The organism is Oerskovia sp. NPDC057915 (genome assembly GCF_042887685.1).
Classification (GTDB): Bacteria; Actinomycetota; Actinomycetes; order Actinomycetales; family Cellulomonadaceae; genus Oerskovia.
This window is the reverse complement of the sequence record NZ_JBHVOS010000008.1, coordinates 128,827-154,608: the sequence shown is the minus strand read 5'-3', so window position 1 is coordinate 154,608 and position 25,782 is coordinate 128,827. Positions and strand designations below refer to the sequence as shown.

At 73.4% G+C, this 25,782-nt stretch carries 24 protein-coding genes, 1 pseudogene and 1 riboswitch; of the genes and pseudogenes, 8 read left to right on the top strand and 17 right to left on the bottom strand.

The annotated features are described in order from the left end of the window. Position 1: 1 nt before the first annotated feature. The 6 genes from ACFVQ3_RS07690 to ACFVQ3_RS07665 form a co-directional block, all read right to left on the bottom strand. Positions 2-1,423 carry an acetylornithine transaminase gene (locus tag ACFVQ3_RS07690; RefSeq protein WP_387637081.1) on the bottom strand — a complete coding sequence of 474 codons (1,422 nt, stop codon included), beginning with the start codon at positions 1,421-1,423 and terminating at the stop codon, positions 2-4. Continuing rightward, entirely contained in the window at positions 1,420-2,391 is a 972-nt protein-coding gene (gene argB / locus ACFVQ3_RS07685; RefSeq protein ID WP_387637078.1) for an acetylglutamate kinase, read from the bottom strand. Before argB ends, ACFVQ3_RS07690 begins: the two co-directional genes overlap by 4 nt. After that, positions 2,388-3,584, bottom strand: a complete 1,197-nt coding sequence (gene argJ, locus ACFVQ3_RS07680) for a bifunctional glutamate N-acetyltransferase/amino-acid acetyltransferase ArgJ (RefSeq protein ID WP_387637076.1) — start codon at positions 3,582-3,584, stop codon at positions 2,388-2,390. The genes argB and argJ overlap by 4 nt, the downstream gene beginning before the upstream one ends. Next, entirely contained in the window at positions 3,581-4,657 is a 1,077-nt protein-coding gene (gene argC, locus ACFVQ3_RS07675) for an N-acetyl-gamma-glutamyl-phosphate reductase (RefSeq protein WP_387637074.1), read from the bottom strand. The genes argJ and argC overlap by 4 nt, the downstream gene beginning before the upstream one ends. A gap of 138 nt (positions 4,658-4,795) precedes the next feature. Next, complete coding sequence (locus ACFVQ3_RS07670; protein WP_387637071.1) at positions 4,796-5,167, bottom strand: VOC family protein; 372 nt, start codon at positions 5,165-5,167, stop codon at positions 4,796-4,798. Positions 5,168-5,369: 202 nt separating this feature from the next. Further along, positions 5,370-7,208, bottom strand: coding sequence for a 2-isopropylmalate synthase (locus ACFVQ3_RS07665; RefSeq protein ID WP_387637068.1), 1,839 nt, complete (start codon positions 7,206-7,208; stop codon positions 5,370-5,372). A 189-nt stretch (positions 7,209-7,397) separates the two neighbouring features. On the opposite strand from ACFVQ3_RS07665, the gene ACFVQ3_RS07660 reads away from it, so the two are divergent. The 4 genes from ACFVQ3_RS07660 (at position 7,398) to ACFVQ3_RS07645 (ending at position 10,402) form a co-directional block, all read left to right on the top strand. Continuing rightward, the gene (locus ACFVQ3_RS07660) at positions 7,398-8,084 is read left to right on the top strand and encodes a FadR/GntR family transcriptional regulator (protein WP_387637066.1); all 687 of its coding nucleotides are present in this window, start codon (positions 7,398-7,400) and stop codon (positions 8,082-8,084) included. Beyond that, positions 8,074-8,961 (top strand): ABC transporter ATP-binding protein, encoded by an 888-nt coding sequence (locus ACFVQ3_RS07655; protein ID WP_387637063.1) that lies wholly within the window; start codon positions 8,074-8,076, stop codon positions 8,959-8,961. The genes ACFVQ3_RS07660 and ACFVQ3_RS07655 overlap by 11 nt, the downstream gene beginning before the upstream one ends. A gap of 116 nt (positions 8,962-9,077) precedes the next feature. Then, positions 9,078-10,133: a quinone oxidoreductase family protein gene (locus ACFVQ3_RS07650; RefSeq protein ID WP_387637061.1), complete on the top strand. Its 1,056-nt coding sequence runs from the start codon at positions 9,078-9,080 to the stop codon at positions 10,131-10,133. After that, on the top strand, positions 10,130-10,402 hold the full coding sequence (locus tag ACFVQ3_RS07645) for a hypothetical protein (protein ID WP_387637058.1): 273 nt from the start codon (positions 10,130-10,132) through the stop codon (positions 10,400-10,402). The genes ACFVQ3_RS07650 and ACFVQ3_RS07645 overlap by 4 nt, the downstream gene beginning before the upstream one ends. 78 nt (positions 10,403-10,480) lie before the next feature. Here the strand turns inward: ACFVQ3_RS07645 and thiD are convergent, their stop codons facing one another. From thiD to pip, 3 genes are all read right to left on the bottom strand, one after another. Beyond that, positions 10,481-12,085, bottom strand: coding sequence for a bifunctional hydroxymethylpyrimidine kinase/phosphomethylpyrimidine kinase (gene thiD / locus ACFVQ3_RS07640; protein WP_387637055.1), 1,605 nt, complete (start codon positions 12,083-12,085; stop codon positions 10,481-10,483). Then, positions 12,077-12,177: riboswitch (TPP riboswitch) on the bottom strand. It overlaps the preceding gene by 9 nt. 96 nt (positions 12,178-12,273) lie before the next feature. After that, positions 12,274-12,615, bottom strand: a complete 342-nt coding sequence (locus ACFVQ3_RS07635) for a hypothetical protein (RefSeq protein WP_387637052.1) — start codon at positions 12,613-12,615, stop codon at positions 12,274-12,276. Between the two features lie 91 nt (positions 12,616-12,706). Beyond that, the gene (gene pip, locus ACFVQ3_RS07630) at positions 12,707-13,648 is read right to left on the bottom strand and encodes a prolyl aminopeptidase (protein WP_387637049.1); all 942 of its coding nucleotides are present in this window, start codon (positions 13,646-13,648) and stop codon (positions 12,707-12,709) included. A 104-nt stretch (positions 13,649-13,752) separates the two neighbouring features. Here pip and ACFVQ3_RS07625 point away from each other — a divergent pair, with 104 nt between their 5' ends. Both ACFVQ3_RS07625 and ACFVQ3_RS07620 read left to right on the top strand, forming a co-directional pair. Then, the gene (locus tag ACFVQ3_RS07625) at positions 13,753-14,118 is read left to right on the top strand and encodes a hypothetical protein (protein ID WP_387637046.1); all 366 of its coding nucleotides are present in this window, start codon (positions 13,753-13,755) and stop codon (positions 14,116-14,118) included. Between the two features lie 108 nt (positions 14,119-14,226). Continuing rightward, positions 14,227-15,009: a DUF899 family protein gene (locus ACFVQ3_RS07620; RefSeq protein WP_387637043.1), complete on the top strand. Its 783-nt coding sequence runs from the start codon at positions 14,227-14,229 to the stop codon at positions 15,007-15,009. Between the two features lie 21 nt (positions 15,010-15,030). Here ACFVQ3_RS07620 and ACFVQ3_RS07615 read toward each other — a convergent pair whose 3' ends face one another. The 8 genes and pseudogenes from ACFVQ3_RS07615 to infC all read right to left on the bottom strand — a co-directional run. Continuing rightward, complete coding sequence (locus ACFVQ3_RS07615; protein ID WP_387637040.1) at positions 15,031-15,891, bottom strand: SDR family NAD(P)-dependent oxidoreductase; 861 nt, start codon at positions 15,889-15,891, stop codon at positions 15,031-15,033. Beyond that, positions 15,884-18,469 (bottom strand): phenylalanine--tRNA ligase subunit beta, encoded by a 2,586-nt coding sequence (gene pheT, locus ACFVQ3_RS07610; protein ID WP_387637038.1) that lies wholly within the window; start codon positions 18,467-18,469, stop codon positions 15,884-15,886. The genes ACFVQ3_RS07615 and pheT overlap by 8 nt, the downstream gene beginning before the upstream one ends. Beyond that, on the bottom strand, positions 18,469-19,560 hold the full coding sequence (gene pheS / locus ACFVQ3_RS07605) for a phenylalanine--tRNA ligase subunit alpha (RefSeq protein WP_387637035.1): 1,092 nt from the start codon (positions 19,558-19,560) through the stop codon (positions 18,469-18,471). The genes pheT and pheS overlap by 1 nt, the downstream gene beginning before the upstream one ends. Before the next feature lie 343 nt (positions 19,561-19,903). Continuing rightward, positions 19,904-20,518, bottom strand: coding sequence for an RNA 2',3'-cyclic phosphodiesterase (thpR, locus tag ACFVQ3_RS07600; RefSeq protein ID WP_387637032.1), 615 nt, complete (start codon positions 20,516-20,518; stop codon positions 19,904-19,906). Between the two features lie 11 nt (positions 20,519-20,529). Beyond that, positions 20,530-21,462, bottom strand: coding sequence for a TrmH family RNA methyltransferase (locus ACFVQ3_RS07595; protein WP_387637029.1), 933 nt, complete (start codon positions 21,460-21,462; stop codon positions 20,530-20,532). A 38-nt stretch (positions 21,463-21,500) separates the two neighbouring features. Then, a complete protein-coding gene (gene rplT / locus ACFVQ3_RS07590; RefSeq protein ID WP_030150471.1) occupies positions 21,501-21,887 on the bottom strand; it encodes a 50S ribosomal protein L20 in 387 nt (128 codons plus the stop codon). Between the two features lie 76 nt (positions 21,888-21,963). Continuing rightward, a complete protein-coding gene (rpmI, locus tag ACFVQ3_RS07585; RefSeq protein ID WP_030150472.1) occupies positions 21,964-22,158 on the bottom strand; it encodes a 50S ribosomal protein L35 in 195 nt (64 codons plus the stop codon). Positions 22,159-22,683: 525 nt separating this feature from the next. Further along, a pseudogene (gene infC / locus ACFVQ3_RS07580) lies at positions 22,684-23,224 on the bottom strand (translation initiation factor IF-3); the annotation flags it as partial. 410 nt (positions 23,225-23,634) lie between these two features. On the opposite strand from infC, the gene ACFVQ3_RS07575 reads away from it, so the two are divergent. Both ACFVQ3_RS07575 and ACFVQ3_RS07570 read left to right on the top strand, forming a co-directional pair. Continuing rightward, a complete protein-coding gene (locus ACFVQ3_RS07575) occupies positions 23,635-24,069 on the top strand; it encodes a Fur family transcriptional regulator (RefSeq protein WP_387637027.1) in 435 nt (144 codons plus the stop codon). 138 nt (positions 24,070-24,207) lie between these two features. Next, positions 24,208-25,710, top strand: a complete 1,503-nt coding sequence (locus ACFVQ3_RS07570; RefSeq protein WP_387637025.1) for a catalase — start codon at positions 24,208-24,210, stop codon at positions 25,708-25,710. Positions 25,711-25,782 lie beyond the last annotated feature (72 nt).

Below are 25,782 nucleotides of genomic sequence, written 5' to 3'. Positions count from 1 at the left end.
GTCAGCCCTTCGGAGGCGTGGACGGGGTGGTGGGGGCGGTCTGCGCGCTGCCCGGGCTCACGAGGTCGGCGGGGAGCCCGGCGAAGAACGCGACGACCTCGCTCGCCTGGTCGCGCGTCAGGATCAGGGGCGGGGCGAGACGGATCGCGTCGGGCTGCACGGCGTTGACGATGAACCCGGCGTCGAGCGCCAGCCGCACGACCTCGGCCGAGACGGGCGCCGAGAGCTGGACCGCGATCAGCAGGCCCAGGCCGCGGGTCCCCGCGACCACGGGGTTGCCGCACGCGGCGATCCCGTCGCGCAGCGCCTCGCCGACCGTGCGCACGTTGGCGAGCAGGCCGTCGCGCTCGATCACGCCGAGCGTCGCGAGCGAGGCGGCCGCGGCGACGGGGTTGCCCCCGAACGTCGTGCCGTGCTGACCACGCCCCAGGAGGGTCGCTGCCCGCTCGCCGAACGCCACGACGGCACCCACGGGGAAGCCGCCGCCGAGCCCCTTGGCGAGCGTGACGACGTCGGGCGTGATGCCCCCGCCGATCTCCTGCTGCTGGAACGCGAACCACGACCCCGTGCGCCCCACGCCCGTCTGGACCTCGTCGAGGACCAGCAGGGCGCCCGACGACGCGGTCAGCTCGCGCGCGGCCACCAGGTAGCCGGGCGGCAGCGGGCGCACGCCCGCCTCGCCCTGGACCGGCTCGACGACCAGCGCGGCGACCTCGCCGCGGGCAGCGACCGCCTCGGCCGAGAACGCCTCCTCGAGCGCGGCCACGTCGCCGAACGGGACGAACTCGACGCCGCCCGGCAGAGGCTCGAAGGGCTCGCGGTACGCGGCCTTCGACGTGAGCGCGAGCGCGCCCATGCTGCGACCGTGGAAGCCCCCCTCGAGCGCGAGGACCCTGGTCCGCGTCCCCGGGCCGGCGGCCCCGTCACGGTTGCGGCGCGCCATCTTGAACGCGGCCTCGTTGGCCTCGGTGCCCGAGTTGGTGAAGAAGACGCGCGAGCCCTCGGGAGCCTGCGCGAGGTCCAGGAGCCGCTCGGCGAGCGCGATCTGCGTGGGCGACCCGAAGAAGTTCGACACGTGCCCGAGCGTCCCGAGCTGCGCGCTGACCGCTGCGGTGAGCGTGGGGTGCGCGTGGCCCAGCGCGTTGACCGCGATGCCCGCGAGCAGGTCGAGGTAGCGCTTGCCGTCGGCGTCCCACACGTACGCGCCCTCGCCGCGCACCAGGACCTTCTGCGGTGCGCCGAACGTGTCCATGACCGCGTGCGTGTAGCGCTCGGTCCACTGCGCGACGCTGCCCGGGCCGGCCAGGGTCGTGTCCGCGGCCCCCTCGACGCTCCGGGCGGCGTCGGCGGCCTGCGGCGCGGTGGTCGCGGTCGAGACCTCGGCGGGGTGTGTCGGCGAGATCTCGCCGGTCGTGCCGTTCATGACTGCTCCTGCGGGACGGGGAGGGGTGCGACGGGGGTGGAGGCGAGCGCGTCCGGGACGACCATGGTCCCGTTGCCGCGCGTCGTGAAGACCTCCAGGAGGACCGAGTGCGCGACGCGGCCGTCGATCACGGTCGCGCGCGGGACGCCCCCGGACACCGCCCGCAGGCACGCCTCCATCTTGGGCACCATGCCGGCCTCGAGCGAGGGCAGCAGGTCGGCGAGCTCGGAGCGCGTGATCTCGGCGACGAGCGAGCTCTTGTCCGGCCACGACGTGTACAGGCCCTCGACGTCGGTCAGGACGATGAGCTTCTTCGCGCCGAGGGCGACCGCGAGCGCCGCCGCCGCGGTGTCCGCGTTGACGTTGAGGACCTGGGTCGGGTCGTCGATGTCGGGCGCGATGGTCGAGACGACGGGGATGCGTCCGGCGTCGAGCAGGTCCTGGACCGCGGAGGGGTGGACCTCGACGACGTCGCCCACGAGCCCGACGTCGACGGGCTCGCCGTCGACCACGGCATGGCGACGCTGCGCCTGGAGCAGGCCCCCGTCCTCGCCCGACAGCCCGACCGCGTACGGGCCGTGCGCGTTGATGAGCCCGACGAGCTCGCGCGAGACCTGGCCCGTGAGGACCATGCGCACGACGTCCATGGCTTCCGGCGTGGTCACGCGCAGGCCGCCGCGGAACTCGCTCTCGATGCCGAGGCGCGCGAGCATCGCGGAGATCTGCGGGCCGCCGCCGTGCACCACGACGGGGTGCAGGCCGACCTGGCGCAGGAACACCATGTCGCGTGCGAACGCGGCCTTGAGCTCGTCGTCGATCATGGCGTTGCCGCCGTACTTGACCACCACGAGCGCGTCGCGGAACTCCTGCAGCCAGGGCATGGCCTCGAGCAGGACCTCCGCCTTCTGGCCGGGGGTCAGGTCGGTGCGGGTGTCGAACGCGGCGCCCTCGGAGGTGTGGGCGCTCACGACGAGTACGCGCTGTTCTCGTGGACGTAGTCGTGCGTGAGGTCGTTGGTCCAGACCGTGACCCGGGCGTCGCCTGCGTGCAGGTCGACCTCGACGTGCACCTCGCGGGCCGAGGCGAGGTCGACGAGCTCGCGGGGCTCGCCCACTCCCCCGGCGCGGCAGACCTGGACGCCGTTGATCGACACGTCGAGCGCGAGCGCGTCGAAGGGGGCGACGTCCTCGGGGACGGTACCGACGGCCGAGAGGACGCGGCCCCAGTTGGGGTCGTTGCCGAACACCGCGGCCTTGAACAGGTTGGAGCGCGTGACGGCGCGGGCGACCGCGAGCGCCGCGCTCTCGTCGCTCGCGTCCGTGACGGTCACCGCGATGTCGTGGCTGGCGCCCTCGGCGTCCGCGACCAGGGCCCGTGCGAGGTCCGCGCACGCCTCGGTCACGGCCGCCGTGAGCTCCTCGAGGGTCACCGGCACCTGGGACGCACCGGAGGCCAGGAGGATCACCGTGTCGTTCGTCGACATGCAGCCGTCGGAGTCGACCCGGTCGAACGTGGTCGCGGTCGCGGCGCGCAGCGCGGCGTCTGCGGTCGCGGCGTCGACCACGGCGTCGGTGGTCAGGACGCAGAGCATGGTCGCGAGGCCCGGTGCGAGCATCCCGGCGCCCTTGGCCATGCCGCCCACCGACCAGCTCGTGGCGCCGTCGACGCTGTGCGCGTCGGTCACGTCGCGCGTGACGAGGACCGTCTTGGGGACCGTGTCGGTCGTCATGATCGCCAGCGCCGCGTCGGGGCCGCCCTCGGCGTCGGCCGCACCCGCCGCGGCGTCGCAGCCCGCGAGGAGGCTGTCCATGGGCAGGCGCTCGCCGATGAGGCCCGTCGAGCAGACCAGGACGTCGCCCGCCGAGACCTCGAGGAGGTCCGCGACGTACTCGGCCGTGTGGTGGGTGTCGGCGAAGCCCTCGGGCCCGGTGCACGCGTTCGCGCCACCCGAGTTGAGGACGACGGCGCGCGCGATGCCGTCCGCGACGGCCTGGCGCGACCACGCGACGGGGGCCGCGAACACGCGGTTCGACGTGAAGACGGCCGCGGCGACGTCGAGCGGGCCCTCGTTGACGACGAGCGCGACGTCCTTCTTCCCGGTCGACTTGAGCCCGGCGGCGACTCCTGCGGCACGGAAGCCGAGCGGTCCGGTGACGGTCACGGTGCGACCCCTTCGGTGGTCAGGCCCAGGGTCTGCGGCAGCCCCAGGGCGATGTTCATGGACTGCACGGCGCCGCCGGCGGTCCCCTTGACGAGGTTGTCGATCGCGGTCACGGTCACGACGCGGCCCGCGGCGCGGTCGACCGCGACCTGCACCAGGGCCGTATTGGCGCCCAACGTCATGGCCGTGGTGGGCCACTGCCCCTCGGGCAGGAGCTCGACGAACGGCTCGCCGACGTACGCCTGCTCGTACGCCTGGCGCAGGTCGGCGACGCTCAGGTCCTCGTGGCCGGGGGCCAGGCGGGCCGTCGCGGTCGCGAGGATGCCGCGCGCCATGGGCACGAGGGTCGGCGTGAAGGAGATCGTGACCTCGTCGGCGCCGGCCGAGCGCAGGTTCTGCGCGATCTCCGGGATGTGGCGGTGCGAGCCGCCCACGGCGTAGGGCTGCGCGGAGCCGAGGGCCTCGGAGGCGAGCAGGTGCGTCTTGAGCGACCTGCCCGCGCCCGAGTACCCGTTCGCGAGGACCGCGACGACGTCGACCGGGCTGAGCAGGCCCGCGGCGATGCCGGGCTGCAGGCCCAGGGTCACGGCCGTGACGTTGCAGCCGGGGACGGCGATGCGACGCGCACCCGCGAGGACCTCGCGCTGCTTGGTGTACTCGACGCCCGCACCGGTCTGCTCGGTGATCAGGAGCTCGGGCAGGCCGTAGGGCCAGGTGCCCGCGTGCTCGGAGCCGTAGAACGCGGTCCAGTCCGCGGCGGACGCGAGCCGGTGGTCCGCTCCCAGGTCGAGGACGAGGACGTCGTCGGGGAGCTGCGCGGCGATCTCGCCCGACGCGCCGTGCGGCAGTGCGAGCACGACGACGTCGTGGCCCACCAGGTGCTCGACGCTCGTGGGCAGCAGGACGCGGTCGGCGAGAGAGCGCAGGTGCGGCTGGTGCAGCCCGAGCAGCGACCCCGCGTTGGAGTGCGCCGTGAGCGCGCCGATCTCGACCTCGGGGTGCCCGGCGAGCAGCCGGAGCATCTCCCCGCCCGCGTAGCCGGACGCACCGGCGACTGCCACTGTGATCGTCATATGCAGAACTATACATAGTTATGCAGTCGATCGGGAACGGACCACGACGCGTCGCCCACCAGGGGCCGAGCCCAGGGTTCCCAGGCCTTGCGCCCCGCTGTGCCCCACCTCGGGTTCCGCACCCCGCCCGATCGGGACCTACTTCCCCCAGACGCCCAGCTCGTTGCCGCTCGGGTCGAGGAAGTGGAAGCGTCGGCCACCCGGGAAGTCGTACGGCCCCTCGGCGATCTCCCCGCCCGCGTCCTGGACCAGCAGGAGCGACTCGTCGAGGTCGGACGAGAAGAGGAGGACCAGCGGGCCGCCCCGGGTGACCTGGTCCGCGAGCGCCAGCCCGCCGGCCTCCGCCTCGCCCACCTCCGCGGACGTCCGGAAGCCCGCATAGCCGGGGCCGTAGGGGACGAACTCCCACCCGAAGGCCTGCGCGTAGAACGCCTGCGCCTCCGCCATGTCCGTGACCGAGAGCTCGAGGTAGTCGATCGAGTGGTGGATGCCGTGCGCGTGGGTAGCCATGCGGGCAGCGTGCCACGCGGCACCGACACGGGGCCGGACGACGCTGATCGACGCGCCGTGCTCGCCGAGTGTGCAGTTCGGGCTGCTGGTGGGCGCTCTGGACCGCCCGAACTGCACACTCGGCGAAGGCTCGCTCTCACGCTGGGGGTGAGAGGGCAGCGGCGTCTCGTCCCACCGCCGCGACCGGGGTCGGGCGCGTCGCTCAGGCACGGTCCGCCGAGGCGACGACCTGGCTCTGGCGCACCGCTGCCGTCGCACGGGGTCGGCTCGCCGCCGCCCGGGTCACCGCGCGAACGCTCGCGCCCAGCACCGACTCGTCCCGCCCCACCGCCCACACGACCGAGCCGTCTGCGGCGCGGTGCTCCAGGTAGGTCACGGCCCCCGCGTCGCTGCCCGAGGCGACCGACTGCTGCGTCAGTCCCAGCACCTCGACCGGCATGCCCAGCCCTGCCAGGACTCGGGTGAGCGCGTCGACCGGCCCGGACCCGGACGCGGACCGTTCGACCCGCTCACCGTCCAGGGACAGCGCGACGTCCAGCCGCTCGTGGTCGCCGTCCGCCTCTGGCTGCGCCACCGACCAGGCGAGCGGCACGACCTGGCGACCTCCGCCGTCGGGCAGGACGTACGCTGCCTCGAAGAGGCGCCACAGCTCCTCGGCCGTGACCTCTCCCCCGCTGCCGTCCGCGTGCGCCTGGACCCGGCGCGCGAAGTCGACCTGGAGTCGTCGCGGCAGCTCCAGGCCGTACGCGGACTCGAGCAGGTACGCGATGCCGCCCTTGCCGGACTGGCTGTTGACCCGCACCACGGCGTCGTACGAGCGCCCGACGTCGGCAGGGTCGACAGGCAGGTACGGCACCTTCCATGGAGCGTCCGCCGGGTCAAGGCCCGTGGCACGCGCGTCGGCACGGTGACGCGCGAACCCCTTGCGGATCGCGTCCTGGTGCGTCCCGGAGTACGCCGTGTGCACGAGGTCGCCCGCGTACGGGTGGCGCTCGTGGACACCGATGCCGTTGCAGTCCACGACCGTGCGGCGGATCTCATCGATGTCGGAGAAGTCGATCATGGGGTCCACGCCCTGTGCGTGCAGGTTGAGGCCCAGGGTCACCAGGTCGACGTTGCCCGTGCGCTCGCCGTTGCCGAACAGGCAGCCCTCGACGCGCTGCGCGCCCGCCAGGACCGCCAGCTCCGCGCACGCCACGCCCGTGCCGCGGTCGTTGTGCGGGTGGACGGACAGGATCACCGCGTCGCGACGGTCGAGGTTCCGGTGCATGTACTCGATCTGGTCGGCGTACACGTTGGGGGTCGCGACCTCGACCGTCGCCGGGAGGTTGAGGATCACCGGCCGCTCCGCGGTGGCGTCCCACAGGGTCGTCATGCGCGCGCAGACCTCGAGCGCGTAGTCCGGCTCGGTGAGGTTGAAGACCTCGGGCGAGAACTCGAAGCGGACCCGAGAGTCGTCCCCCGCGTGGCGCAGGACCTCGGCGCCCGCAGCCGCGACGAGGTCCGAGAGCTCGGCACGGTCCTTGCCCAGCACGACGTCGCGCCAGGTGGGCGCGGTCGCCGCGTACAGGTGCACCACGACGGGATTGCGCAGCCCGCGGACCGACTCGAACGTCCGGGCGACCAGGTCCGCCCGGGCCGCGGTGAAGACCACGACCGTCACGTGCTCGGGCGCCAGGTCCGTCTCGGCGAGCAGGCGGACGAAGTCGAAGTCGGTCTGCGAGGCGGACGGGTAGCCGACCTCGATCTCGGTGTAACCCATCGCGACCAGGAGCTCGAAGAAACGACGCTTGCGCGCCGGGTCCATGGGCTCGGTCAGCGCCTGGTTGCCGTCGCGCAGGTCCACGGGCACCCACAGCGGTGCCACCGAGAGTCGGTTGCCGGGCCACCGGCGGTCAGTGAGGGGGACCGGCACGCGCGAGAACACGTCCTCGTAGCGGTGCGAGGGCATGTGCGAGGCGCGTTGGCGGTTCCACGCGGGCTGGTCAGGGGCGGGCGGGCCGTCGGGGGTGCGCAGCATGGGGAACGGGCTCGTGGTCATGGTCGTGGCTCCGGGGTGCGGGCCGCGCGGTACGCGGCAGGAGGGTCCGACCGGCGCACGGCAGACCCCCACGGCGGGGAGCCGGTCGGCTCAGACCCCGCCGCGGCGACCAAGAAGGAGTGCGCTCCACGACATGTCGAGTACGCTAGCGGCGATCAAGTCCTCAGACAACCTGAGAGGTTGGCTCCCATGCCCACTCTCCGCCGGCTCCCCCTCGCCGACCAGGCGGCCGAGCTCATGCTCGACCGCGTCCGCACCGGCACGTGGCCGCTCGACCACCGCCTCCCGGGTGAGCACGCGCTCGCGGCAGAGCTCGGCGTCGGGCGATCGACCGTGCGCGAGGCCGTCCGGCAGCTCGCGGGCAAAGGCGTGCTCGAGAGCCGCCAGGGCTCGGGCGTCTACGTCGTCCGGGCCGAGTCGGGCGAGGACTGGGAGGAGGTCCTGCGGCGCGGCGAGATCGTCGACGTCCTCGAGGTCCGCGGCGCCCTGGAGACAGAGGCCGCGCGGCTCGCCGCGACCCGCCGCACCCCGGCCGACCTCCGTACGCTCGACTCGGCGCTCGCGGGTCGCGGCAAGATCCCCGCGACCGCGAGCGCACCGGAGTACGTCGACGCCGACCTGGTCTTCCACCGTGCGGTCGTGGACGCCGCGCACAACGCGGTCCTGACCGACCTGTTCGCGACGTTCCTCCCCCGCCTGCGCCGGGCGATGGTCGACATGATCGAGCTCGACGGCCCGGGCAAGCGCCACCGGCACGACCAGGACGCCCACGAGGCGATCCTCGACGCCGTCCGCAACCGCGATGCCGACCGGGCCGCCGCGACGAGCCGCCGGCACCTCACCTCCGTCCACGAGAAGGTCACCCGTGAGCACTGACACCACGTCCCCGGCCTCCTCGCCGCTGTCCCCGGCGCCCGCCCAGGACCGGACGCTCTTCGCACCGTCGCCCCCGGCGAGCAGCGACCCCGCCGTGCTGGACCTGCGCGACGTCGCGTTCGTCCGCGACGGCCGAACGATCCTCGAGCACGTTGACCTCACGGTCCGTGCGGGTGAGCACTGGGCGCTGATCGGCCCCAACGGCGCGGGCAAGAGCACGATCCTCAGCCTGTGCGGCGCGCGCAACCACCCCACGCGCGGCTCGGTCGACGTGCTCGGCCACACGCTCGGGCGCGTCGACGTCCAGGCCCTCCACCGCCGCGTCGGGCACGTGAACCCGCGTCACCTGCTGCGCACCGCCCTGACGATCCAGGAGGTCGTCCTGACGGGGCTCACCGGCACGATCGAACTGCGTCCACGGTGGGCGCCGACCTCCGACGAGGTCGACCGTGCTCGCGCGCTGATCACCCACCTCGGCCTGGGCGGCAAGGAGCGCGAGCCGTGGACCACGCTGTCCCAGGGTGAGCGTGGGCGCACCATCATCGCCCGGGCGCTCGTCGCCGAACCCGAGCTGCTGCTCCTCGACGAGCCGAGCACGGGCCTCGACGTCGCCGCGCGCGAGCAGCTCCTCTCGACGCTCGACGCCGTGCGGGTCGTTCACCCCGAGGTCGCCTCGGTGCTCGTGACCCATCACCTCGAAGAGCTGCCCACGTCCACGACCCACGCGCTGCTGCTCGCGCCGGGTCGCGTGTCGGCGGCCGGACCGGCCGACGAGGTGCTGACGACGGAGGCCGTCTCGCGCTGCTTCGACCACCCCATCCACGTCGGACGCCACCGCGGACGTTGGCGGGCCTCGGCGGGTCCTGCGACGACCTGAAGCCCGGCTCGCCGAGTGTGCAGTTCGGGCTGCTGGTGGGCGCCCTGGACCGCCCGAACTGCACACTCGGCGAGGCCCCGACCACCGACCCGGGTCCCGCCACCTAGGCTGACCCCATGCGCGTGATCCAGGCACTCCAGGCAGGCGGCCCCGACGTCCTCGAGCTCGTCGAGCTCCCGACCCCCGTCCCCGGACCCGGCGAGCTCCTCGTCGACGTCGCGGCGGCCGGGGTCAACTTCATCGACACCTACCGGCGGGCCGGGGTGTACCCGATGGCGTATCCCCACGTGGTCGGGACCGAGGGCGCCGGCGTCGTCACCGCGGTCGGCCCGGGGGTCGCTGACTTCGAGCCCGGCGACCACGTCGCGTGGACCAACGCGTTCGGCTCGTACGCCGAGCAGGTCGTCGTCCCCGCCGACGTCGCGATCCCGGTCCCGGCGTCGGTCGACCTGCGCGTCGCGGCGGCCGTCGGCCTGCAGGGGCTCACCGCCCACTACCTCGTGACCTCGACGTACCCGGTCCAGCCCGGCGACGACGTCCTGCTGCACGCGGGCGCCGGCGGCGTCGGGCTGCTCGCGACCCAGCTCGCGGTGCGCCGCGGCGCGCGCGTCATCACGACCGTCTCGACCGAGGCCAAGGCCGAGCTGTCGCGCGCGGCCGGAGCCTCCGACGTCGTGAACTACGCCGAGCTCGACGACCTCACGTCCGAGCTGCCCGCGATCGTGCGCGACCTCACGGGCGGGCGCGGCGTCGCCGTCGTCTACGACTCGGTCGGCAAGGACACGTTCGAGGCGTCCCTCGCGTCGTTGCGCCGCCGCGGCATGCTCGTGCTGTTCGGCGGGTCCTCGGGCCAGGTGCCGCCGTTCGACCTGCAACGCCTCAACAAGGGCGGCTCGCTGTTCACGACGCGCCCCAAGCTCGACGACTACACCGCGACGCGCGCCGAGCTCCTCGACCGGGCGAGCGAGGTGTTCGCGCTCGTCGCGTCGGGAGACCTCGACGTGCGCGTGGGCGCGACGTTCCCGCTCGCGCGCGCCGCCGACGCGCACCGCGCCCTGGAGGGGCGCGCGACGACCGGCAAGGTCCTGCTCGTGCCGGACCTCGAGCCCGGCAGCGACGGAGTCACCGGCACCGGCGCCGCCTCCGGCCCGACGACGGACCCCGCCCCGTGAGCTGGGACTGGGTCCCGCCACGGCCCGGCGAGGACGAGCCCACCCGCCGCTCCGACCGCCGCCTGCGCCTGGCGGTGACGGTCCTCGTGGTCGTCTTCACGGGCGTGCTCGCGGTGTACTACCTGACCGTCGGGCTCGACCAGATGCGCACGCAGTGCCTGGCCGACCGCCCGGAGGGCGTCTCGACCAGCGAGGTCACCACGACGTGGCGCTGGTGGCCACCCGGGTACGACTGCGGGTACCCGGACGGCGGCGCGCAGAGCGTCTAGCGACTCCCGCGGCGAGAGGTCAGCCGTCGCCCCGGGTCGAGCCAGGTCCGGGGCGACTGCTCGCTCCTCGGCGGGAGATCAGCGCGCAGCGAGAGGCGGCGCGGGCCAGGTCGGTCGCGTCAGCCCCTGCTCGAAGAACAGGTACTCGTGCATCGAGGACAGCTCGAACGCGCGCAGCATGCGCTCGCGCTCGGCGGGCGAGGCCCAGCGCGCGGCCTCGTCGGCGAACGAGCACGCGGTGCGCGTGGCCTCGGCGAAGGCCGGGTCGCCGTAGAGCGAGATCCACCGCGCGTAGGGGTGCCCGTCGAGGTCCCCCGCCCGGCGCACCAGGACGTCGCCGACGTGCGAGTACAGCCAGTAGCACGGCAGCAGGGCCGCGACCGTCTCCGCGTAGGACCCGTTCGAGGCCGCGTGCAGGTGGTTGGTGTAGGCGGCCGTCACGGGCGACGGGTCGACGCTCTCGACCGCCCCGCGGTCCATCCCGGCGTGCTCGCCCAACCAGTCGCGGTGCAGCGCCTGCTCGACCTCGAGCGACTCGACCGCGGCGCCGGCGAAGAACTGCCGCGCCTCGGGCGTCGGCGCGAGCTGGCTCGCCCGCGACAGCACACGCGAGTACTCGGCGAGGTACGCGGCGTCCTGCGCGAGGTAGAACCCGAAGTCCCCGGCCGCGAGGCTCCCGTCCGCGAGCGCCCGCACGAACCCCATGCTCTCGACGGCCTCGCGCCAGCCCGCGACGCGCTCCCACGCCTCCTCGGAGAACGTCCGCTGCCCCAGCGCGGGCAGGTGCGCCAGGTGGTCGACGGGTCCGCGGCCCGTGCCCACCGCGAGCGCTCCCCCGGCCCGGAGCGCCCCGGTCAGCCAGGTCTTGGCGTCGCGCGTCGCGCTCTCCCAGCCGTCCCGCCGGGGTCGCAGCGCGGCGACCGCCGCCGACAGCGAGCACCCGGTCCCGTGGGTGTGCACGGTGTCGACGCGGGGCGCGGAGAAGGTCGTGACGTCGTCGGGCCCGCGAGCGCCCACCAGCGCGTCGGGTGACTCCTCCCCTGTGAGGTGACCACCCTTCAGGAGCACGACGGCGCCGCTCGCCGCGTGCAGGCGCCTCGCCTGGGCGAGGGCGTCGGGCCAGGTGGTCGCGGCGGGCTCGCCGACGAGGACGGCGAGCTCGGGGAGGTTGGGGGTCACGAGGTCGGCGAGCGCGACCAGCTCACGCACGGCCTGCTCGGCCCCCTCGTCGAGCAGGCGGTGGCCGCTCGTGGCGACCATGACGGGGTCCAGCACGACGAACGGCGGCCGCACGCGCCCCAGCCACGCGGCGATCGCCCGTGCGTTGGGCTCGTCGGCGACCATGCCGATCTTCACGGCGTCGATCACCACGTCGTCGGAGACCGCGTCGAGCTGCTCGGCGAGGAAGTCCGCGCCGGGGACGTGGACCGTGCGGACGCCGTGCGTGTTCTGCGCGACGAGAGCGGTCGTGACCGCCATGCCGTAGGCGCCGTGGGCCGCGAACGCCTTGAGGTCCGCCTGGATCCCGGCGCCCCCGGTCGGGTCCGTGCCGGCGATCGACAGGACGCGAGGGCGGGAGGGCTCGGCCCCCCGCGACGCGCCGTGCTCGTCCGCGGCCTGGGCGTCCGCCGCCGGCGTGCGGGCGGGTACGGGCAGGACAGGTGTGGTGGCAGCAAGCGACATTGCCGACATCCCTTCGCTAGTGCTAGCTAGATCAGGTTCGACGGGTGTGATCTCAGCCCGGCTCGTGGGAGCGGGCACCCCGTGTCTTCGCAGGGAACTCTAGCGGGCGGACGGCACACCCGGGGGCTGCCGCTTGCCAGGTGGCACCAGCACCGTCGACCCGCCCGGCGACCCGCCCTGCGACGCGGTCAGGGGGACGCCGGGGTCCCGGTCGGCACGACACTGATCCGCGACGTCGACACGTGCTTCGCCAGACACGACACGACGCGCTCCAGGTCGGCGCGGGTGGCGTCGGGGACCAGCCCGAACGACGTCCCGACCGGGGGCATGATCGCCGGGGTCAGGGCGAAGGCGACGGCAGGATCCGCCGCGCACTCCGCGTCACCCTCGGACGGGCCCTCGACATGGACGGACCACGGCCCCTCGGCGGGCACGGCGACCGGTCCGGCCGCGCCGAGCGCGGCACCGAGCGCGAGCGAGCCGCACGACACGACCAGGACTCCGAGGAGCAGTGCGGAACGGCGGGGCATGGCGCTCACCTCGGTGGTCGTCGTCGACTGCGGGGCAGGTGGGGCAGGCGGGGCAGCGTGGAGCCACCACCGTACCGGACCGGCGCGCGGGCTAGCCCGCGAACCGGTCCGTCGCCGCGACCAGCGCCTCCGGGAACCCTGGTCCCCCGTGCCCTGCGCCCTCGAGCACCACGAGCTCGCTCCCCGGCCACGCCTGGTGCAGGCGCCATGCGACGTCGAGCGGTCCCGACACGTCCTGGCGCCCGTGCACCAGGACGGCCGGGACCCCGCCGAGCGCGCGCACCCCGGCCAGCAGTGCGCCGTCGGGCAGGAACGCCGCATGGGACCAGTAGTGCGTCACGAGGCGCGCGAACAGCAGCCGGAAGGTCGGGTCGTCGTAGCGGTCCCACCGCTCGAAGCCGTGCACCAGCGAGACGTGCACGTCCTCCCAGCGGCACCAGGCCGCCGCCGCGCGCTCACGCACCGCTCGGTCCGAAGAGGCGAGCAGGCGGGCGTAGGCCGCCGCGAGGTTGCCGGCGCGCTCCGCCACGGGCACCTCGGCGACGAACCGGTCCCATTCCTCGGGGAAGAGCCGCCCCATCTCGCGCGTGATCCACTCGACCTCGCGGGCAGTCGTGCTCGTGACCGCGCCCAGGACCACCTCCGTCACGTGCTCCGGGTGCGCCACGGCGTACGCAAGCCCGAGCGTCGCGCCCCACGAGGTCCCGAGGACCAGCCACGCGTCGATGCCCAGGTGCTTGCGCAGGAGCTCGACGTCCGCGAGCAGGTGGGCCGTGGTGTTGGCCTGCAGGTCGGCGTCGTCGTCGCTCGCGAGCGGCCGGCTCCGACCGCATCCGCGCTGGTCGAGCAGCACGACCCGGTACCTCTCGGGGTCGAACGGCCGAGCCGAACCCGGGGTGCACCCCGCTCCCGGACCGCCGTGCAGCACGACCGCGGGCTTGCCGTCCGGGTTGCCCCGCACCTCCCACCAGATCTCGTGGCCGTCGCCGACGTCGAGGAGTCCCTGGGCGTGGGGTGGGGTCGCGGCGTACATGTCCGGCAGCGTACCGAGCGCGACCGACGCCCTCCGGTTGAGCCGAGCCGCGCCACGGCGGATGCTGGGGGCGACCGTCCGGTCCAGCCACGAGGAGGTCGGCCATGCGCCCGACGCACGACGTCTCACCCCACGACTCCGCACGTACGGCGCTCACGTCCGCACGAGCCCGACGCGTCGTCCTCGCCGCGGCACTGGTCGTCGGGGCGCTCGCGCTCGCGGCCTGCGCCCCGGGTCCCAACCCCGACGTGGGCACGCCCACCGCGGACGGCAGCCCGGCCGGGTTCTGGCTCGGCCTGTGGCAGGGCATCATCGTGCCCGTGACGTTCGTGGTCTCGTTGTTCACCGACACGGTGAACATCTACGAGGTCCACAACAACGGGAACTGGTACGACTTCGGCTTCGTGCTCGGTCTGGGGCTGTTCGTGGGCGGCCCGTTCGGCGCCTCGCGCGGGCGCCGAAACCACTGACGGGCAGCGCCACCGACGATGAGTTCCGGCCCGGTCCCGAGTCTGCCCTCGTGACCGCAGGTGAGCGCCGTCCGGCGCGGCCCTGCACGAGCCCGCACGGAGGACACCATGACGACCCCGCCCGAGGACCCGACCGCAGCCCCGTCAGGCCGCCCGCCCGTCGTCGACCTGGCCACCTGGGAAGCCACCCGGGACGCGCTCCTGGTCCGGGAGAAGGCGCACACCCACGAGGGTGATGCCATCGCCGCGGCCCGGCGGCGGCTGCCCATGGCGAGGGTCGACGGCACCGTGGAGGTCGTCGGTCCCGACGGCCCCGTCCCGTTCCTGGACCTCTTCCAGGGTCGCGACGAGCTCGTGGTCTACCAGCACATGTGGCACGACGGCGCGCCGCACCAGGGCCAGTGCGAGGGCTGCACCTGGACGGCGTGGCACCTGAAGGACGCCGTGTACCTCAACGCGCGCGGCGTCTCGTTCGCTCTCGTGACGACCGGGGCGTGGGACGAGGTCGCCCCGTACGTCGAGTTCATGGGCTACACCCAGCCCTGGTACTCGGTGCGCGACCTGGAGGCGCCCGTCGGCGGCGAGATGGGCTACCTCTCGTTCTTCCTGCGCGACGGCGACGACGTGTTCCTCACCTACCGCACGACGGGCCGTGGCACCGAGCCGACCAACCCCGCGTTCGCCCTGCTGGACATGACGCCGTACGGCCGCGGCGAGGCCTGGGAGGTCGACCCCGAGGGCTGGCCCGCAGGCCGGGGCCCGGGCTGGTTCTGGCGGTCAGACGCGGACGGCGTGGCCGGTTGGAGCGAGTCCACGCGTCCTGTGCCGCAGTGGACGCGGCCGGGGGCCACCGCCGTGGAGACCCTCGGCCGGCACGGCCACCACCACTGACCGACGACCGGCGCGGACGGGTCAGCGTGCCGGGAGCGCTCCCGGCATGGGGTCGTCGTCGCCGAAGCGCGTCACGCGCAAGCGGCGCGCCTCGGGACCCGGCACGGCCTCCGCACCCTCGGAGCCGGCCGTGGCGGCCGCCCGCAGCGACGCGGGCGAGTCGTGCGTGACCCGCACGAACGTCCCCGACCACGCGTCGAGCTCGCCGCCCGCGATCGCGACGACCATCTCGACCGTCCGCTCGACGGGCGTCCACTCGGTGCGCCCCACGTGCATGTCCATCGACGCGGTCAGGTCGGTCTGCACCACGCCGGGCGCGACCTCGAACGTCCGCAGCCCCCGGGCGTGGCCCGACAGGTGCAGGTTCGACCCGATGCGCAGCAGCGCGGTCTTGCTCGCGTTGTACGCGCTCGCGCCGTCCATGTCGTGCGACCCGGCACCAGAGTTCAGGTCGACGACCCGCCCACCGCCCCGCGCGAGCATCCCCGGGACGACCGCGCGCGCGAGCAGGAACGGCCCGCGCACGTTGGTCTCCATGACGGACCACCACTCGTCCGGGTCCGCCTCCCACAGCGGGACCTCGGCGTCGATGCGCCCGGCGTTGTTGACCAGGAGGTCGATCCCGCCCAGCTCGGCCTCGGCCCGCGCGACGGCGGCGTCCACGGCTGCGGGGTCGCCCACGTCCGCGACCAGGCCCACGGAGCGGCGACCCAGCGCGCGGACCTGCGCGACGACGTCGTCCACGCGGGACGCGTCCCGGCCCAGCACCGCGACGTCGAGGCCCGCGTGGGCGAGCCCCAGCACGACCGCGCGGCCGATCCCGCGCGCACCACCCGTGACGAGGGCGGTGCGCGCGGGGGCCACGGTGGTGACGTCAGCCACGGAGCTCGGCCCCGACCTTCTCGTGCGCCGCGGCGACCGCCGCGGCGCGCACGGCCGCGGAGTCCTCCGCGGTGAGCGTGCGGTCGGTGCCGCGCAGCCGCAGCGAGAACGCGAGGGACTTCTTGCCCTCGCCGACCTGGGGTCCGGTGTAGACGTCGAACAGCGCGAGCTCCTCGAGCAGCTCGCCCGCCCCGTCCTCGATCGCGGCACGCACGGCCGAGGCCGGCACGGAGGCGTCGACGACGAGCGCCAGGTCCTCCTTCGCGAGCGGGAACGACGAGACGGGCTCCGCCTGGACGGGCTGCCCCGGTGCGGCGGCGATCAGCGCGTCGAGGTCGACCTCGAACGCGACGGTCCGCGCGGGCAGGCCGAGCGTCTCGAGCACCTTGGGGTGCAGCTCGCCCGCGTGCCCGACGACGGTCCCGTCCGCCAGCTCGAGCCTCGCCGTCCGGCCCGGGTGCCACGGCGCGTGGTCGTGGTCGGCGACCACGCTCACCTGGGCGCCGACGCGCTCGGCGACGAGCCGTGCTGCGGCCAGCGCGTCGGTCCAGTCGGCCGCGCGACCCGCGCCCCACCAGCCCGAGGCCTGACGCTGACCTGTCAGGACGCCCGCGACCCGGCGGGGCTGCGGCGGGACCGCGGCCTGCAGGGTCTCGAGGTCCTGCTCGCTCGGGCGGACGCCGCCCGGGAGCTGCGGGGCCGCCGGCGCACCGGCCACGGGGCGCGTCACGAGGCCGATCTCGAAGATCGCCAGGTCGGTGTTCCCACGGCCCACGTTGCGCTTGAGCGTGCCGAGCAGCGTCGTCAGCAGGTTCGTGCGCATCTCGGGGTGGTCGTCCGCGAGCGGGTTGACGAGCCGCAGGGCGCGACGACGGTCGTCGGCGGCGGGCAGACGCAGGTCGTCGTGCGACTGCGGGTTCACGAACGGGTAGCTGAGCGTCTCGACGAACCCGGCCTCCGCGAGGGCACGGGCGACCGAACGGCGCAGCTGCTGCGACGTCGTCAGCCCGCGACCAGCCGGGGCGGGCGGGAGGATCGACGGGATCTTGTCGTAGCCGACGAGGCGCGCGATCTCCTCGACGAGCTCCGCGGCGCCCGTCAGGTCGGGGCGCCACGTCGGCGGGGTGACCTCGAGGGTCGTGCCACCGTCGAGGTCGCGGACCGTGCAGCCGATCTCGGCGAGCACGCCACGCACCTGCTCCGACGTGTACGCGACCCCGACGAGGCGCTCGGCCTCGTGGATCGGGAACACGATCGGGGTGACGGGGACGACCGCGTTGAGGTCGCTCACGGCGTCGTCCGCCGTGCCGCCACCGAGCTCGACGAGCAGGTCGACGACGCGCTGCGCCGCGACGGGCGGCAGCGCGGGGTCGGCGCCGCGCTCGAAGCGCTTGGCCGCCTCGGAGGGCAGCTTGTGGCGGCGGGCGGAACGCGCCACCGTGATCGGGTCGAAGTGCGCGGCCTCGACCAGGACGTCCGTCGTGGTCGCGCTGACCTCGCTCGACGCCCCGCCCATGACGCCCGCGATCCCGAGCACCCGCGAGGCGCGCGCCCCCTCGGGCGAGTCGGTGATGAGCAGGTCCTCGACGTCGAGGCGGCGGTCGACGGCGTCGAGCGTCGTGAGCCGCTCCCCCGGTGTCGCGCGGCGCACGACGATCGGCCCTGCGACCTTCGCGAGGTCGTAGGCGTGCAGGGGCTGACCGAGGTCGAGCATGACGTAGTTCGTGATGTCGACCGCGAGCGAGATGGGGCGCATGCCCGCCTGGGTCAGGCGGCGCTGCATCCACGCCGGGGTCGGCGCCTGCGGGTCGATGCCGCGCACGATCCGGGTGACGAACCGGTCGCAACCGGTCACGCCGTGGATCGGGGCGTCGTCCTCGACCTCGACGGGGAAGCCGTCGGGCGTCACGCCGGGCAGGTCGCCCGACGGGAGCCCGCGGTCCGTGAAGGCCGCACCCGTGGAGTGCGAGAACTCGCGGGCCACGCCGCGGTAGGAGAAGCAGTACCCGCGGTCCGGGGTGACGTTGATCTCGAGGACCTCGTCGCCCAGACCCAGGAGCTCGAGCGCGTCGGTGCCGGGCGTCGTGTCGTAGCCGGTCTCCGGGGAGTACCCGTAGCGGTCGAGCACGATGATGCCGTCGTGGTCCTGCCCCAGCCCCAGCTCCTTGGCCGAGCAGATCATGCCGTCCGAGACGTGGCCGTAGGTCTTGCGGCTCGCGATGGGGAAGGGTCCGGGCAGCACGGCGCCGGGCAGCGCGACGACGACGCGGTCGCCCGGGCCGAAGTTGTGCGCGCCGCAGATGATGCCGCGCGGGGTCCCGCCCTCGGCGACGGGGACGCCGTCGACGTTGTGCGCCCCGACGTCGACCTGGCACCAGTTGATGACCTTGCCGTTCTTCTGCTCCTCGGGCTCGACCGAGACGACCTGGCCCACGACGAGCGGACCGGTGACGGACGACCCGTGGATCGCCTCCTCCTCCAGGCCGACCTTCACGAGCGCGGCGGCCAGCGTCTCGGCCGTCAGGCCTTCCGGCAGCTCGACGTGCTCGCCGAGCCAGTCGATGACGATGTTCGGCATCAGATCCCCATTCCGAACTGGGTCGAGAAGCGGACGTCGCCCTCCACCATGTCGTGCATGTCAGCAATTCCGTGGCGCAGCATGAGCGTGCGCTCGATGCCCATGCCGAACGCGAAGCCCGAGTACACCTCGGGGTCGATCCCCGCGGAGCGCAGGACGTTCGGGTTGACCATGCCGCAGCCACCCCACTCGATCCAGCCGGCCCCGCCCTTCTTCTGGGGGAACCACAGGTCCATCTCGGCGCTGGGCTCGGTGAAGGGGAAGAACGAGGGGCGCAGGCGCGTGCGGGCCTCAGGACCGAACATCGCCTTGGCGAAGTGGTCGAGCGTCCCGAGCAGGTGCGCCATGGTCAGCCCCTTGTCGACCGCGAGGCCCTCGACCTGGTGGAAGACGGGTGTGTGCGTCGCGTCGAGCTCGTCGGTGCGGAACACCTTGCCGGGGCACGCGATGTACACGGGCAGCTCGCGCTCGAGGAGCGTGCGGGCCTGCACGGGCGACGTGTGCGTGCGCAGCACGAGGTTCGACGGCTCACCGGGCTCGCCGTCGGGTCCTGTCGGCGCCTGGAGGAAGAACGTGTCCTGCATCTGACGGGCCGGGTGGTCCGGACCGAAGTTGAGGGCGTCGAAGTTGAACCACTCGGCCTCGATCTCCGGGCCCTCCGCGATCTCCCAGCCCATGGCCGTGAAGAAGTCCGCGGCGCGCTCCTGGAGCGTCTCGAGCGGGTGCCGAGCACCGGCGGGTGCACGGTCGACGGGGAGCGTCACGTCGACCGACTCCTCGACCAGGACACGCTCGTCGCGCTCGGCCTCGAGGACCTGCGTGCGCGCGGCGAGCGCCTGGTTGAGGCGGCCACGGACGGGGCCGAGGAGCTTGCCCGCGGCGGCCTTGTCGGCGGGCGCGAGCTGGCCGATCTGGCGGTTCGCGAGCGCGAGGGCGCTGCGGTCGCCGGTGTGCTCGAGACGCACCGTCTTGAGCTCGTCGAGGTCGCGGGCGGCCTCGACGGCCGCGAGGGCCTCGGAGAGGACGGTCTCGAGCGCGGGGCCGTCGAGCGGCGAGGGCGCGGCGGGCTGGACCGGATCAGGGGTGGACATGCGTGCCTTCCTGGCGGGATCGGGATCGGACGCGCAGAGGTCACCTCGCGCGTCCAACTGAAGATTCTAGAGCGCCCGCCGGGGCACGACCGGTCGATCCGGGGCCACCGCGCGGTGGCCTGTGGTCGACGTGCGCAGCGTCAGCCGCGCGGCCCTCGAGCGGGCCACGTAAATCGGCGATCATCGCGCTGCATGTCCTCATCGTCCCACACCGCCGCGCCGTGGGCGTGGGCGCGGGGCGCGGCCTCGGAGGGTGCGGGGCGCGCGCCCGGGGGGCGTGGGCCCGGCCCTCGCGGCCCGGCGGCGGGTCCAGCCGGACCGGCCGCCCACGGGCCGAGCGGCGTCAGCGGTGCTCGCCGAGCCCGAACGTCCGCACGACCTCGTACAGCGGGCCGCCGCTGCGCCCGGCCCCCGGGGTCGACTCGACGAGGCAGAGCTCGTCCGCGGTGAATCGCGGTCCCTCGTAGACGGCGAGGGCGTGCGCGAGCTCGCCGAGTCCTGGGCCGGTGGGCTGCGGGTCGGTCCTGCGACGGCCGGTCCGGCGCGGACCGGAGGCGCGCGCCACGGTCAGGTGGGCGCGCTGGCGGGGCCTCCGGTCGAGCCGCAGCCCGACGTCGGAGGCCGCCTCCGCGGTCGCGGCGCTCAGACGTCGCAGGTCTTCCGTGTCGCCACCCGCGCCCGCGAACAGGATGCGGTCCTCGAACGTCCCGGCGCCGCGCAGGTGCAGCGTCAGCGGTCCCGCGTCCCGGGCGACCGCGTCGAGCGCCCCGGCCAGGTCGTCCGCCGCCCCCTCGGCGACCTCGCCGAAGAAGGCGACCGTGAGGTGCATGAGGTCGCGAGGGGTCCAGCGCACCGAGGGCCGTCCGTCGTCGAGGGCGACCGCACCGAGGGCGGAGAGCGCGAGCCCCAGGTGGTCGAGTGCCTCGTCCGAGGGGTACAGGGCCGCGAACAGTCGCACCGACCGTCCCCTCACAGGGCCCCGTCCGTGCCGTCGGGAACGTCCGTGGGCGAGGCGGGCGTGTCCGCGCGGTGCGGGCGGTGCGCCCGGCTCGACGCGTACAAGCAGACCGTCGCTGCGGTCGCGAGGTTGAGCGACTCCGCCTGACCTCGGATCGGGACGCTCACGACCGCGTCGGCGAGCTCACGGTCCTCGGGCGGGAGGCCCCAGGCCTCGTTGCCGAAGATCCACGCGGTCGGCCGGGCGAGGTCCGGAGTCTCGGCAGGCGCACGACCGGCGACGTCCAGCAGGTCGTCGAGGTCGTGGTCCCCGGCGCCGTCGGCGGCCAGGACGGCCAGACCGGCGGCACGCAGCGCGTCGACCGTCTCGACGAGGCTCACGCCCGTCACGACGGGGACGTGGAACAGCGAGCCCGCTGTGGAGCGTACGACCTTGGGGTTGTGCACGTCGACGCTCTCGCCCGCGAGGACGACCAGGTCGGCGCCGGCGGCGTCCGCGGCACGGATCACCGTGCCCGCGTTGCCGGGGTCCCGCACGGTCGCGAGGACCGCGACGAGCCGCGGCGAGGCCGAGACCGCGTCGTCGAGCGCGAGGTCCTGGGTCCGGACGACCGCGAGGATTCCCTGGGCGTCCGAGCTCATGGCCTCGAACGCGTCGGGCGTCGTGAGGTGCACGCGCAGGCCCTCGGCGAGCGCGTCGTCGACGATCTCGGCGTAGCGGTCGGCGGCCGACGACGTCACGTACACGTCACGGACGAGCCGCGCGCCGTGCCGGACGGCCTCACGCACCCCCTGCGGTCCCTCGACGAGGAACTGCTGGTGGCGCGAACGCGCCGGACGCCCGGACAGTGCCCGGACCGCCTTGACCCGGTCGCTCCGAGGGTTCGAGACCTCGGGAACGCGGCGGAAGAACGGTACGGGGCGATCTGAGGACAGATCGTTCACTGTGCGGGCGTCCGGTGAGAAGAGTCGCTGCTCGATGATCAGGCAGCAGCCTTCGGGGCGTTCACGTCGGCAGGCAGAGCGTCCTTCGCAGCCTGGACGAGCGCGTTGAAGACCGTGACGTCGTTGACCGCGAGGTCAGCGAGGACGCGACGGTCGACCTCGATGCCAGCGGCCTTGAGGCCCTGGATGAGGCGGTTGTACGTCAGGCCCTGCGCGCGGGACGCAGCGTTGATGCGCTGGATCCACAGACGACGGAAGTCGCCCTTGCGCGCCTTGCGGTCGCGGTAGGAGTAGACGAGGGAGTGGGTGACCTGCTCCTTCGCCTTCCGGTAGAGACGCGAACGCTGGCCGCGGTAACCCGCAGCGCGCTCGAGAGTTGTACGGCGCTTCTTCTGGGCGTTGACCGCCCGCTTCACGCGTGCCACGTGATGCTCCTTGCAGTTCGGGGCTCAGGTAGGGACTCAGCGGTGATCAGCACCAGGGGCGCGACCACCAGGCAGATCACTTACCGAGCAGCTTCTTGATCTTCTTGACGTCAGCGGGGGCGACGACCTGGTCAGCAGACAGGCGACGCGTGCGGGTGCTCGACTTGTGCTCGAGCAGGTGGCGCTTGTTGGCCTGCTCGCGCATGACCTTGCCGCTGCCGGTGATGCGGAACCGCTTCTTAGCGCCGGAGTGCGTCTTGTTCTTCGGCATGGCTGCCGTTTCTCCTTTGTCTGGTCGAGATCCCGGGAGGGACCCGACGTGTTCGGGCCGTGGCCGGTGGGCCTGGCTCGGTGTCAGTTGGTCAGCTGGGCTTGCCGCCGGGCTTCGGCTTGGCCGCGCTCGGCCTGGGCGCTGCCGGCCGGGGGGCCGGAGGCTTGGGCAGTGCGGCCGGCTTGGGCACCGCGACGGGCTTGGGAGCCGTCACGGGCTTGGGCGTGGCCGCAGGTGCTGCCGGAGCAGCAGCCTTGGGCGCGGCCTTCGGGGCGGACGTGCGGGGTGCGGCCTTGGGGGCGGCAGCCTTGGGCGCTGCTGCCGGAGCAGCGGCGGGGGCCGGCGCGGGCTCGGGAGCGGCAGCAGCCTTGGCCGCGGCAGCGGCCTCGGCCGACGCGACGAGCTCGGCGGCCTCGGCGACCTGCACCTCGAAGGGCACGTCACCGCCGTCAGCGGGCTCCTCGGAGACCTCGACCGGAGCGGACTTGGCGGCCGACTTCGTCTGGCGGGGCTCGGCCTCCTGAGCACGCTTGCGCTGCTCGCTCTTGGCCTCGGCCTTCTTCTTGACCGGGCCGAGCACCATGACCATGTTGCGCCCGTCCTGCTTGGGCATGCTCTCGATGAAGCCGAGCTCGGCGACGTCGTCGGCGAGGCGCTGCAGGAGGCGGACACCCATCTCCGGGCGCGACTGCTCGCGGCCACGGAACATGATCATGACCTTGACCTTGTCGCCGGCGGCGAGGAAGCGCTCGACGTGGCCCTTCTTGGTGCCGTAGTCGTGCGGGTCGATCTTCAGACGGAAACGGATCTCCTTGAGGACCGTGTTCGCCTGGTTCCGGCGAGCCTCACGGGCCTTCATGTCCGACTCGTACTTGAACTTGCCGTAGTCCATGAGCTTGCACACCGGCGGGCGTGCGTCGGGGGCGACCTCCACCAGGTCGAGGTCAGCGTCCTGGGCAAGGCTCAGGGCGACCTCAATGCGGACGACGCCGACCTGCTCCCCACCTGGGCCGACAAGTCGGACCTCGGGGACACGGATCCGATCGTTGATGCGAGGCTCGCTGATGTGATGCTCCTAGGAAGTCGTCGGTAGACCACCAGGAACGGGAAAGGCCCCCGTCCCAGAGCGCAGGGAGGAGGCCATCGATCGGGTCGTCGCGGGGTGCGACGAACACACCGTCGCGCCACCGTGAAGAACGGCGACGCTCCGGACCGAGACCCGGCCTCTGTCGTGACGATCGTCAGCAGTTGAAGCTCAGGTGGGATGGAATCCACTTTGCGCACCCGTGATCCGGTCGTCGAAGCACCAGCTGGAGCCTCGACGAGAACCTACGGGTCGGTCAGCCACCAAGAATAGCACGCACGACCGGGGGCTCCGCGCGCCCGGGACGCGACCTCGCTCGTTCATCGACACGCAACACACTGGACATCCTCCATCAATGGAACTCTTCCAGAGAATGTGGGTAGAGTGAGGACGTGCCCACCGAGAAGACGATCCGCCCCGCGGACCACGAGACCGAGCTCCGCGACAGCGGGCTCCGGGTGACCGCCGCCCGCCTCGCGGTCCTCGACGTGGTCACCCGGCAGCAGCACGCCGACGCGGACGACGTGCTGCGAGCGACGCGCGAGGTCCTCGGCTCGGTGTCCGTCCAGGCCGTCTACGACGTCCTGAACGCCCTCACCGAGCACGGCCTCCTGCGCCGCATCGAACCCGCGGGCCACCCGGCCCGCTACGAACGGCGCCTGGGCGACAACCACCACCACGTGGTGTGCCGCTCGTGCGGCGCCGTCGCGGACATCGACTGCGCGGTCGGGCACGCGCCGTGCCTGACCCCCAGCGGGAGCAGCGGCTTCACGATCGACACCGCCGAGGTCACCTACTGGGGTCTGTGTCCCGACTGCGCGGACTGACGCCGGACCCCTCGCGTCCGGGCGGGTCCCGCCGACCTCCTCGTCCCCCTCACCGCTCCCCGGAGCACCTGTCCCTACCGCCCCCTACCCAGATACAGGCCCTGGGCCCTCAGCGCCCTCAACCTGAAGGAGAAGACGATGACGAACACCCCCTTCACCACGACCCAGACGGGCGCCCCCGTCCCGAGCGACGCGCACTCGCTGACCGCGGGCACCGACGGCGCGACCGCGCTGCACGACCGCTACCTGGTCGAGAAGCTCGCGCAGTTCAACCGCGAGCGCATCCCGGAGCGCATCGTGCACGCCAAGGGCGGCGGCGCGTTCGGCGAGTTCGTCGTCACGGAGGACGTCTCGGCGTACACCCGTGCGGCCGTGTTCCAGCCGGGCGCGCGCACCGAGACGCTGCAGCGCTTCTCGAGCGTCGCGGGCGAGCAGGGCTCCCCCGACACCTGGCGCGACGTGCGCGGGTTCTCGGTGAAGTTCTACACGACCGAGGGCAACTACGACATCGTCGGCAACAACACCCCCGTCTTCTTCATCCGTGACGGCATCAAGTTCCCCGACTTCATCCACTCGCAGAAGCGCCTGCCGGGCTCGGGCCTGCGCGACGCCGACATGCAGTGGGACTTCTGGACCCTGTCCCCCGAGTCCGCGCACCAGGTCACCTACCTCATGGGCGACCGTGGCCTGCCGCGCTCGTGGCGCGAGATGCCGGGCTTCGGCTCGCACACCTACCAGTGGATCAACGCTGCGGGCGAGCGCTTCTGGGTCAAGTACCACTTCACGTCGAACCAGGGCAACGTCGAGATGGAGGGGGCGGAGGCCGAGCTCATCGCGGGCGCCGACGCCGACCACTACCGTCGCGACCTGTACGAGGCCATCGAGGCCGGCGAGTTCCCGTCGTGGGACCTGTACGTCCAGGTCATGCCCTACGAGGACGCCAAGACGTACCGCTTCAACCCGTTCGACCTGACGAAGGTCTGGCCGCACGCGGACTACCCGCTCGTCAAGGTCGGGACGCACACGCTCAACCGCAACCCGCAGAACTTCTTCGCGGAGATCGAGCAGGCGGCGTTCTCCCCCGCGAACACGGTGCCGGGCATCGACATCAGCCCCGACAAGATGCTCATGGCCCGCGTGTTCTCCTACCCGGACGCGCAGCGCTACCGCGTGGGCACGAACTACCACCAGATCCCGGTCAACGCCCCGCACGCGGCGCCGGTGCACAACTACTCGCAGGACGGTGCGCAGCGTCACGGGTTCAACGCGCCTACGACGCCGGTCTACGCGCCCAACAGCCTGGGTGGCCCCGTGGCCGACGAGGCACGTGCGGGCGTCGGGTCCTGGGAGTCGGACGGTGAGCTGACGCGCGCCGCGGCGACGCTGCACGCGCAGGACGACGACTTCGGTCAGGCCGGCACGCTCTACCGCGAGGTCTTCGACGACGCGGCCAAGGCGCGCTTCCTCGAGACCATCACGGGCGCCGTGGGCGGCGTGCAGAGCATCGCGATCCGCGAGCGCGCGATCCAGTACTGGACCAGCGTGGACGCGAACCTGGGCGCCGCCCTGCGCAGCGCCCTCGAGGTCGCCCCGCTCGCGGCCGACGAGCCCGGCGTCACGTCGGAGCCCGCGCACTCCTGACGCCCGCGCTGCTGCCTGGCGCGACGTCGTCGGTCAGCGCGCTCCGTCGTCGGAGCCCGGAGGCCGGGTCCG

Bases quoted from the DNA above. Each gene is read 5' to 3' on its own strand.
- ACFVQ3_RS07570 (WP_387637025.1), top strand. From the start codon at position 24,208: ATGACGAACACCCCCTTCACCACGACCCAGACGGGCGCCCCCGTCCCG.
- thiD (WP_387637055.1), bottom strand. From the start codon at position 12,085: ATGTCGCTTGCTGCCACCACACCTGTCCTGCCCGTACCCGCCCGCACG.
- pheS (WP_387637035.1), bottom strand. From the start codon at position 19,560: ATGTCCACCCCTGATCCGGTCCAGCCCGCCGCGCCCTCGCCGCTCGAC.
- rpmI (WP_030150472.1), bottom strand. From the start codon at position 22,158: ATGCCGAAGAACAAGACGCACTCCGGCGCTAAGAAGCGGTTCCGCATC.
- pheT (WP_387637038.1), bottom strand. From the start codon at position 18,469: ATGCCGAACATCGTCATCGACTGGCTCGGCGAGCACGTCGAGCTGCCG.
- ACFVQ3_RS07665 (WP_387637068.1), bottom strand. From the start codon at position 7,208: ATGACCACGAGCCCGTTCCCCATGCTGCGCACCCCCGACGGCCCGCCC.
- ACFVQ3_RS07635 (WP_387637052.1), bottom strand. From the start codon at position 12,615: ATGCCCCGCCGTTCCGCACTGCTCCTCGGAGTCCTGGTCGTGTCGTGC.
- ACFVQ3_RS07620 (WP_387637043.1), top strand. From the start codon at position 14,227: ATGACGACCCCGCCCGAGGACCCGACCGCAGCCCCGTCAGGCCGCCCG.
- argC (WP_387637074.1), bottom strand. From the start codon at position 4,657: ATGACGATCACAGTGGCAGTCGCCGGTGCGTCCGGCTACGCGGGCGGG.
- ACFVQ3_RS07670 (WP_387637071.1), bottom strand. From the start codon at position 5,167: ATGGCTACCCACGCGCACGGCATCCACCACTCGATCGACTACCTCGAG.
- ACFVQ3_RS07690 (WP_387637081.1), bottom strand. From the start codon at position 1,423: ATGAACGGCACGACCGGCGAGATCTCGCCGACACACCCCGCCGAGGTC.
- ACFVQ3_RS07660 (WP_387637066.1), top strand. From the start codon at position 7,398: ATGCCCACTCTCCGCCGGCTCCCCCTCGCCGACCAGGCGGCCGAGCTC.
- ACFVQ3_RS07650 (WP_387637061.1), top strand. From the start codon at position 9,078: ATGCGCGTGATCCAGGCACTCCAGGCAGGCGGCCCCGACGTCCTCGAG.
- ACFVQ3_RS07625 (WP_387637046.1), top strand. From the start codon at position 13,753: ATGCGCCCGACGCACGACGTCTCACCCCACGACTCCGCACGTACGGCG.
- pip (WP_387637049.1), bottom strand. From the start codon at position 13,648: ATGTACGCCGCGACCCCACCCCACGCCCAGGGACTCCTCGACGTCGGC.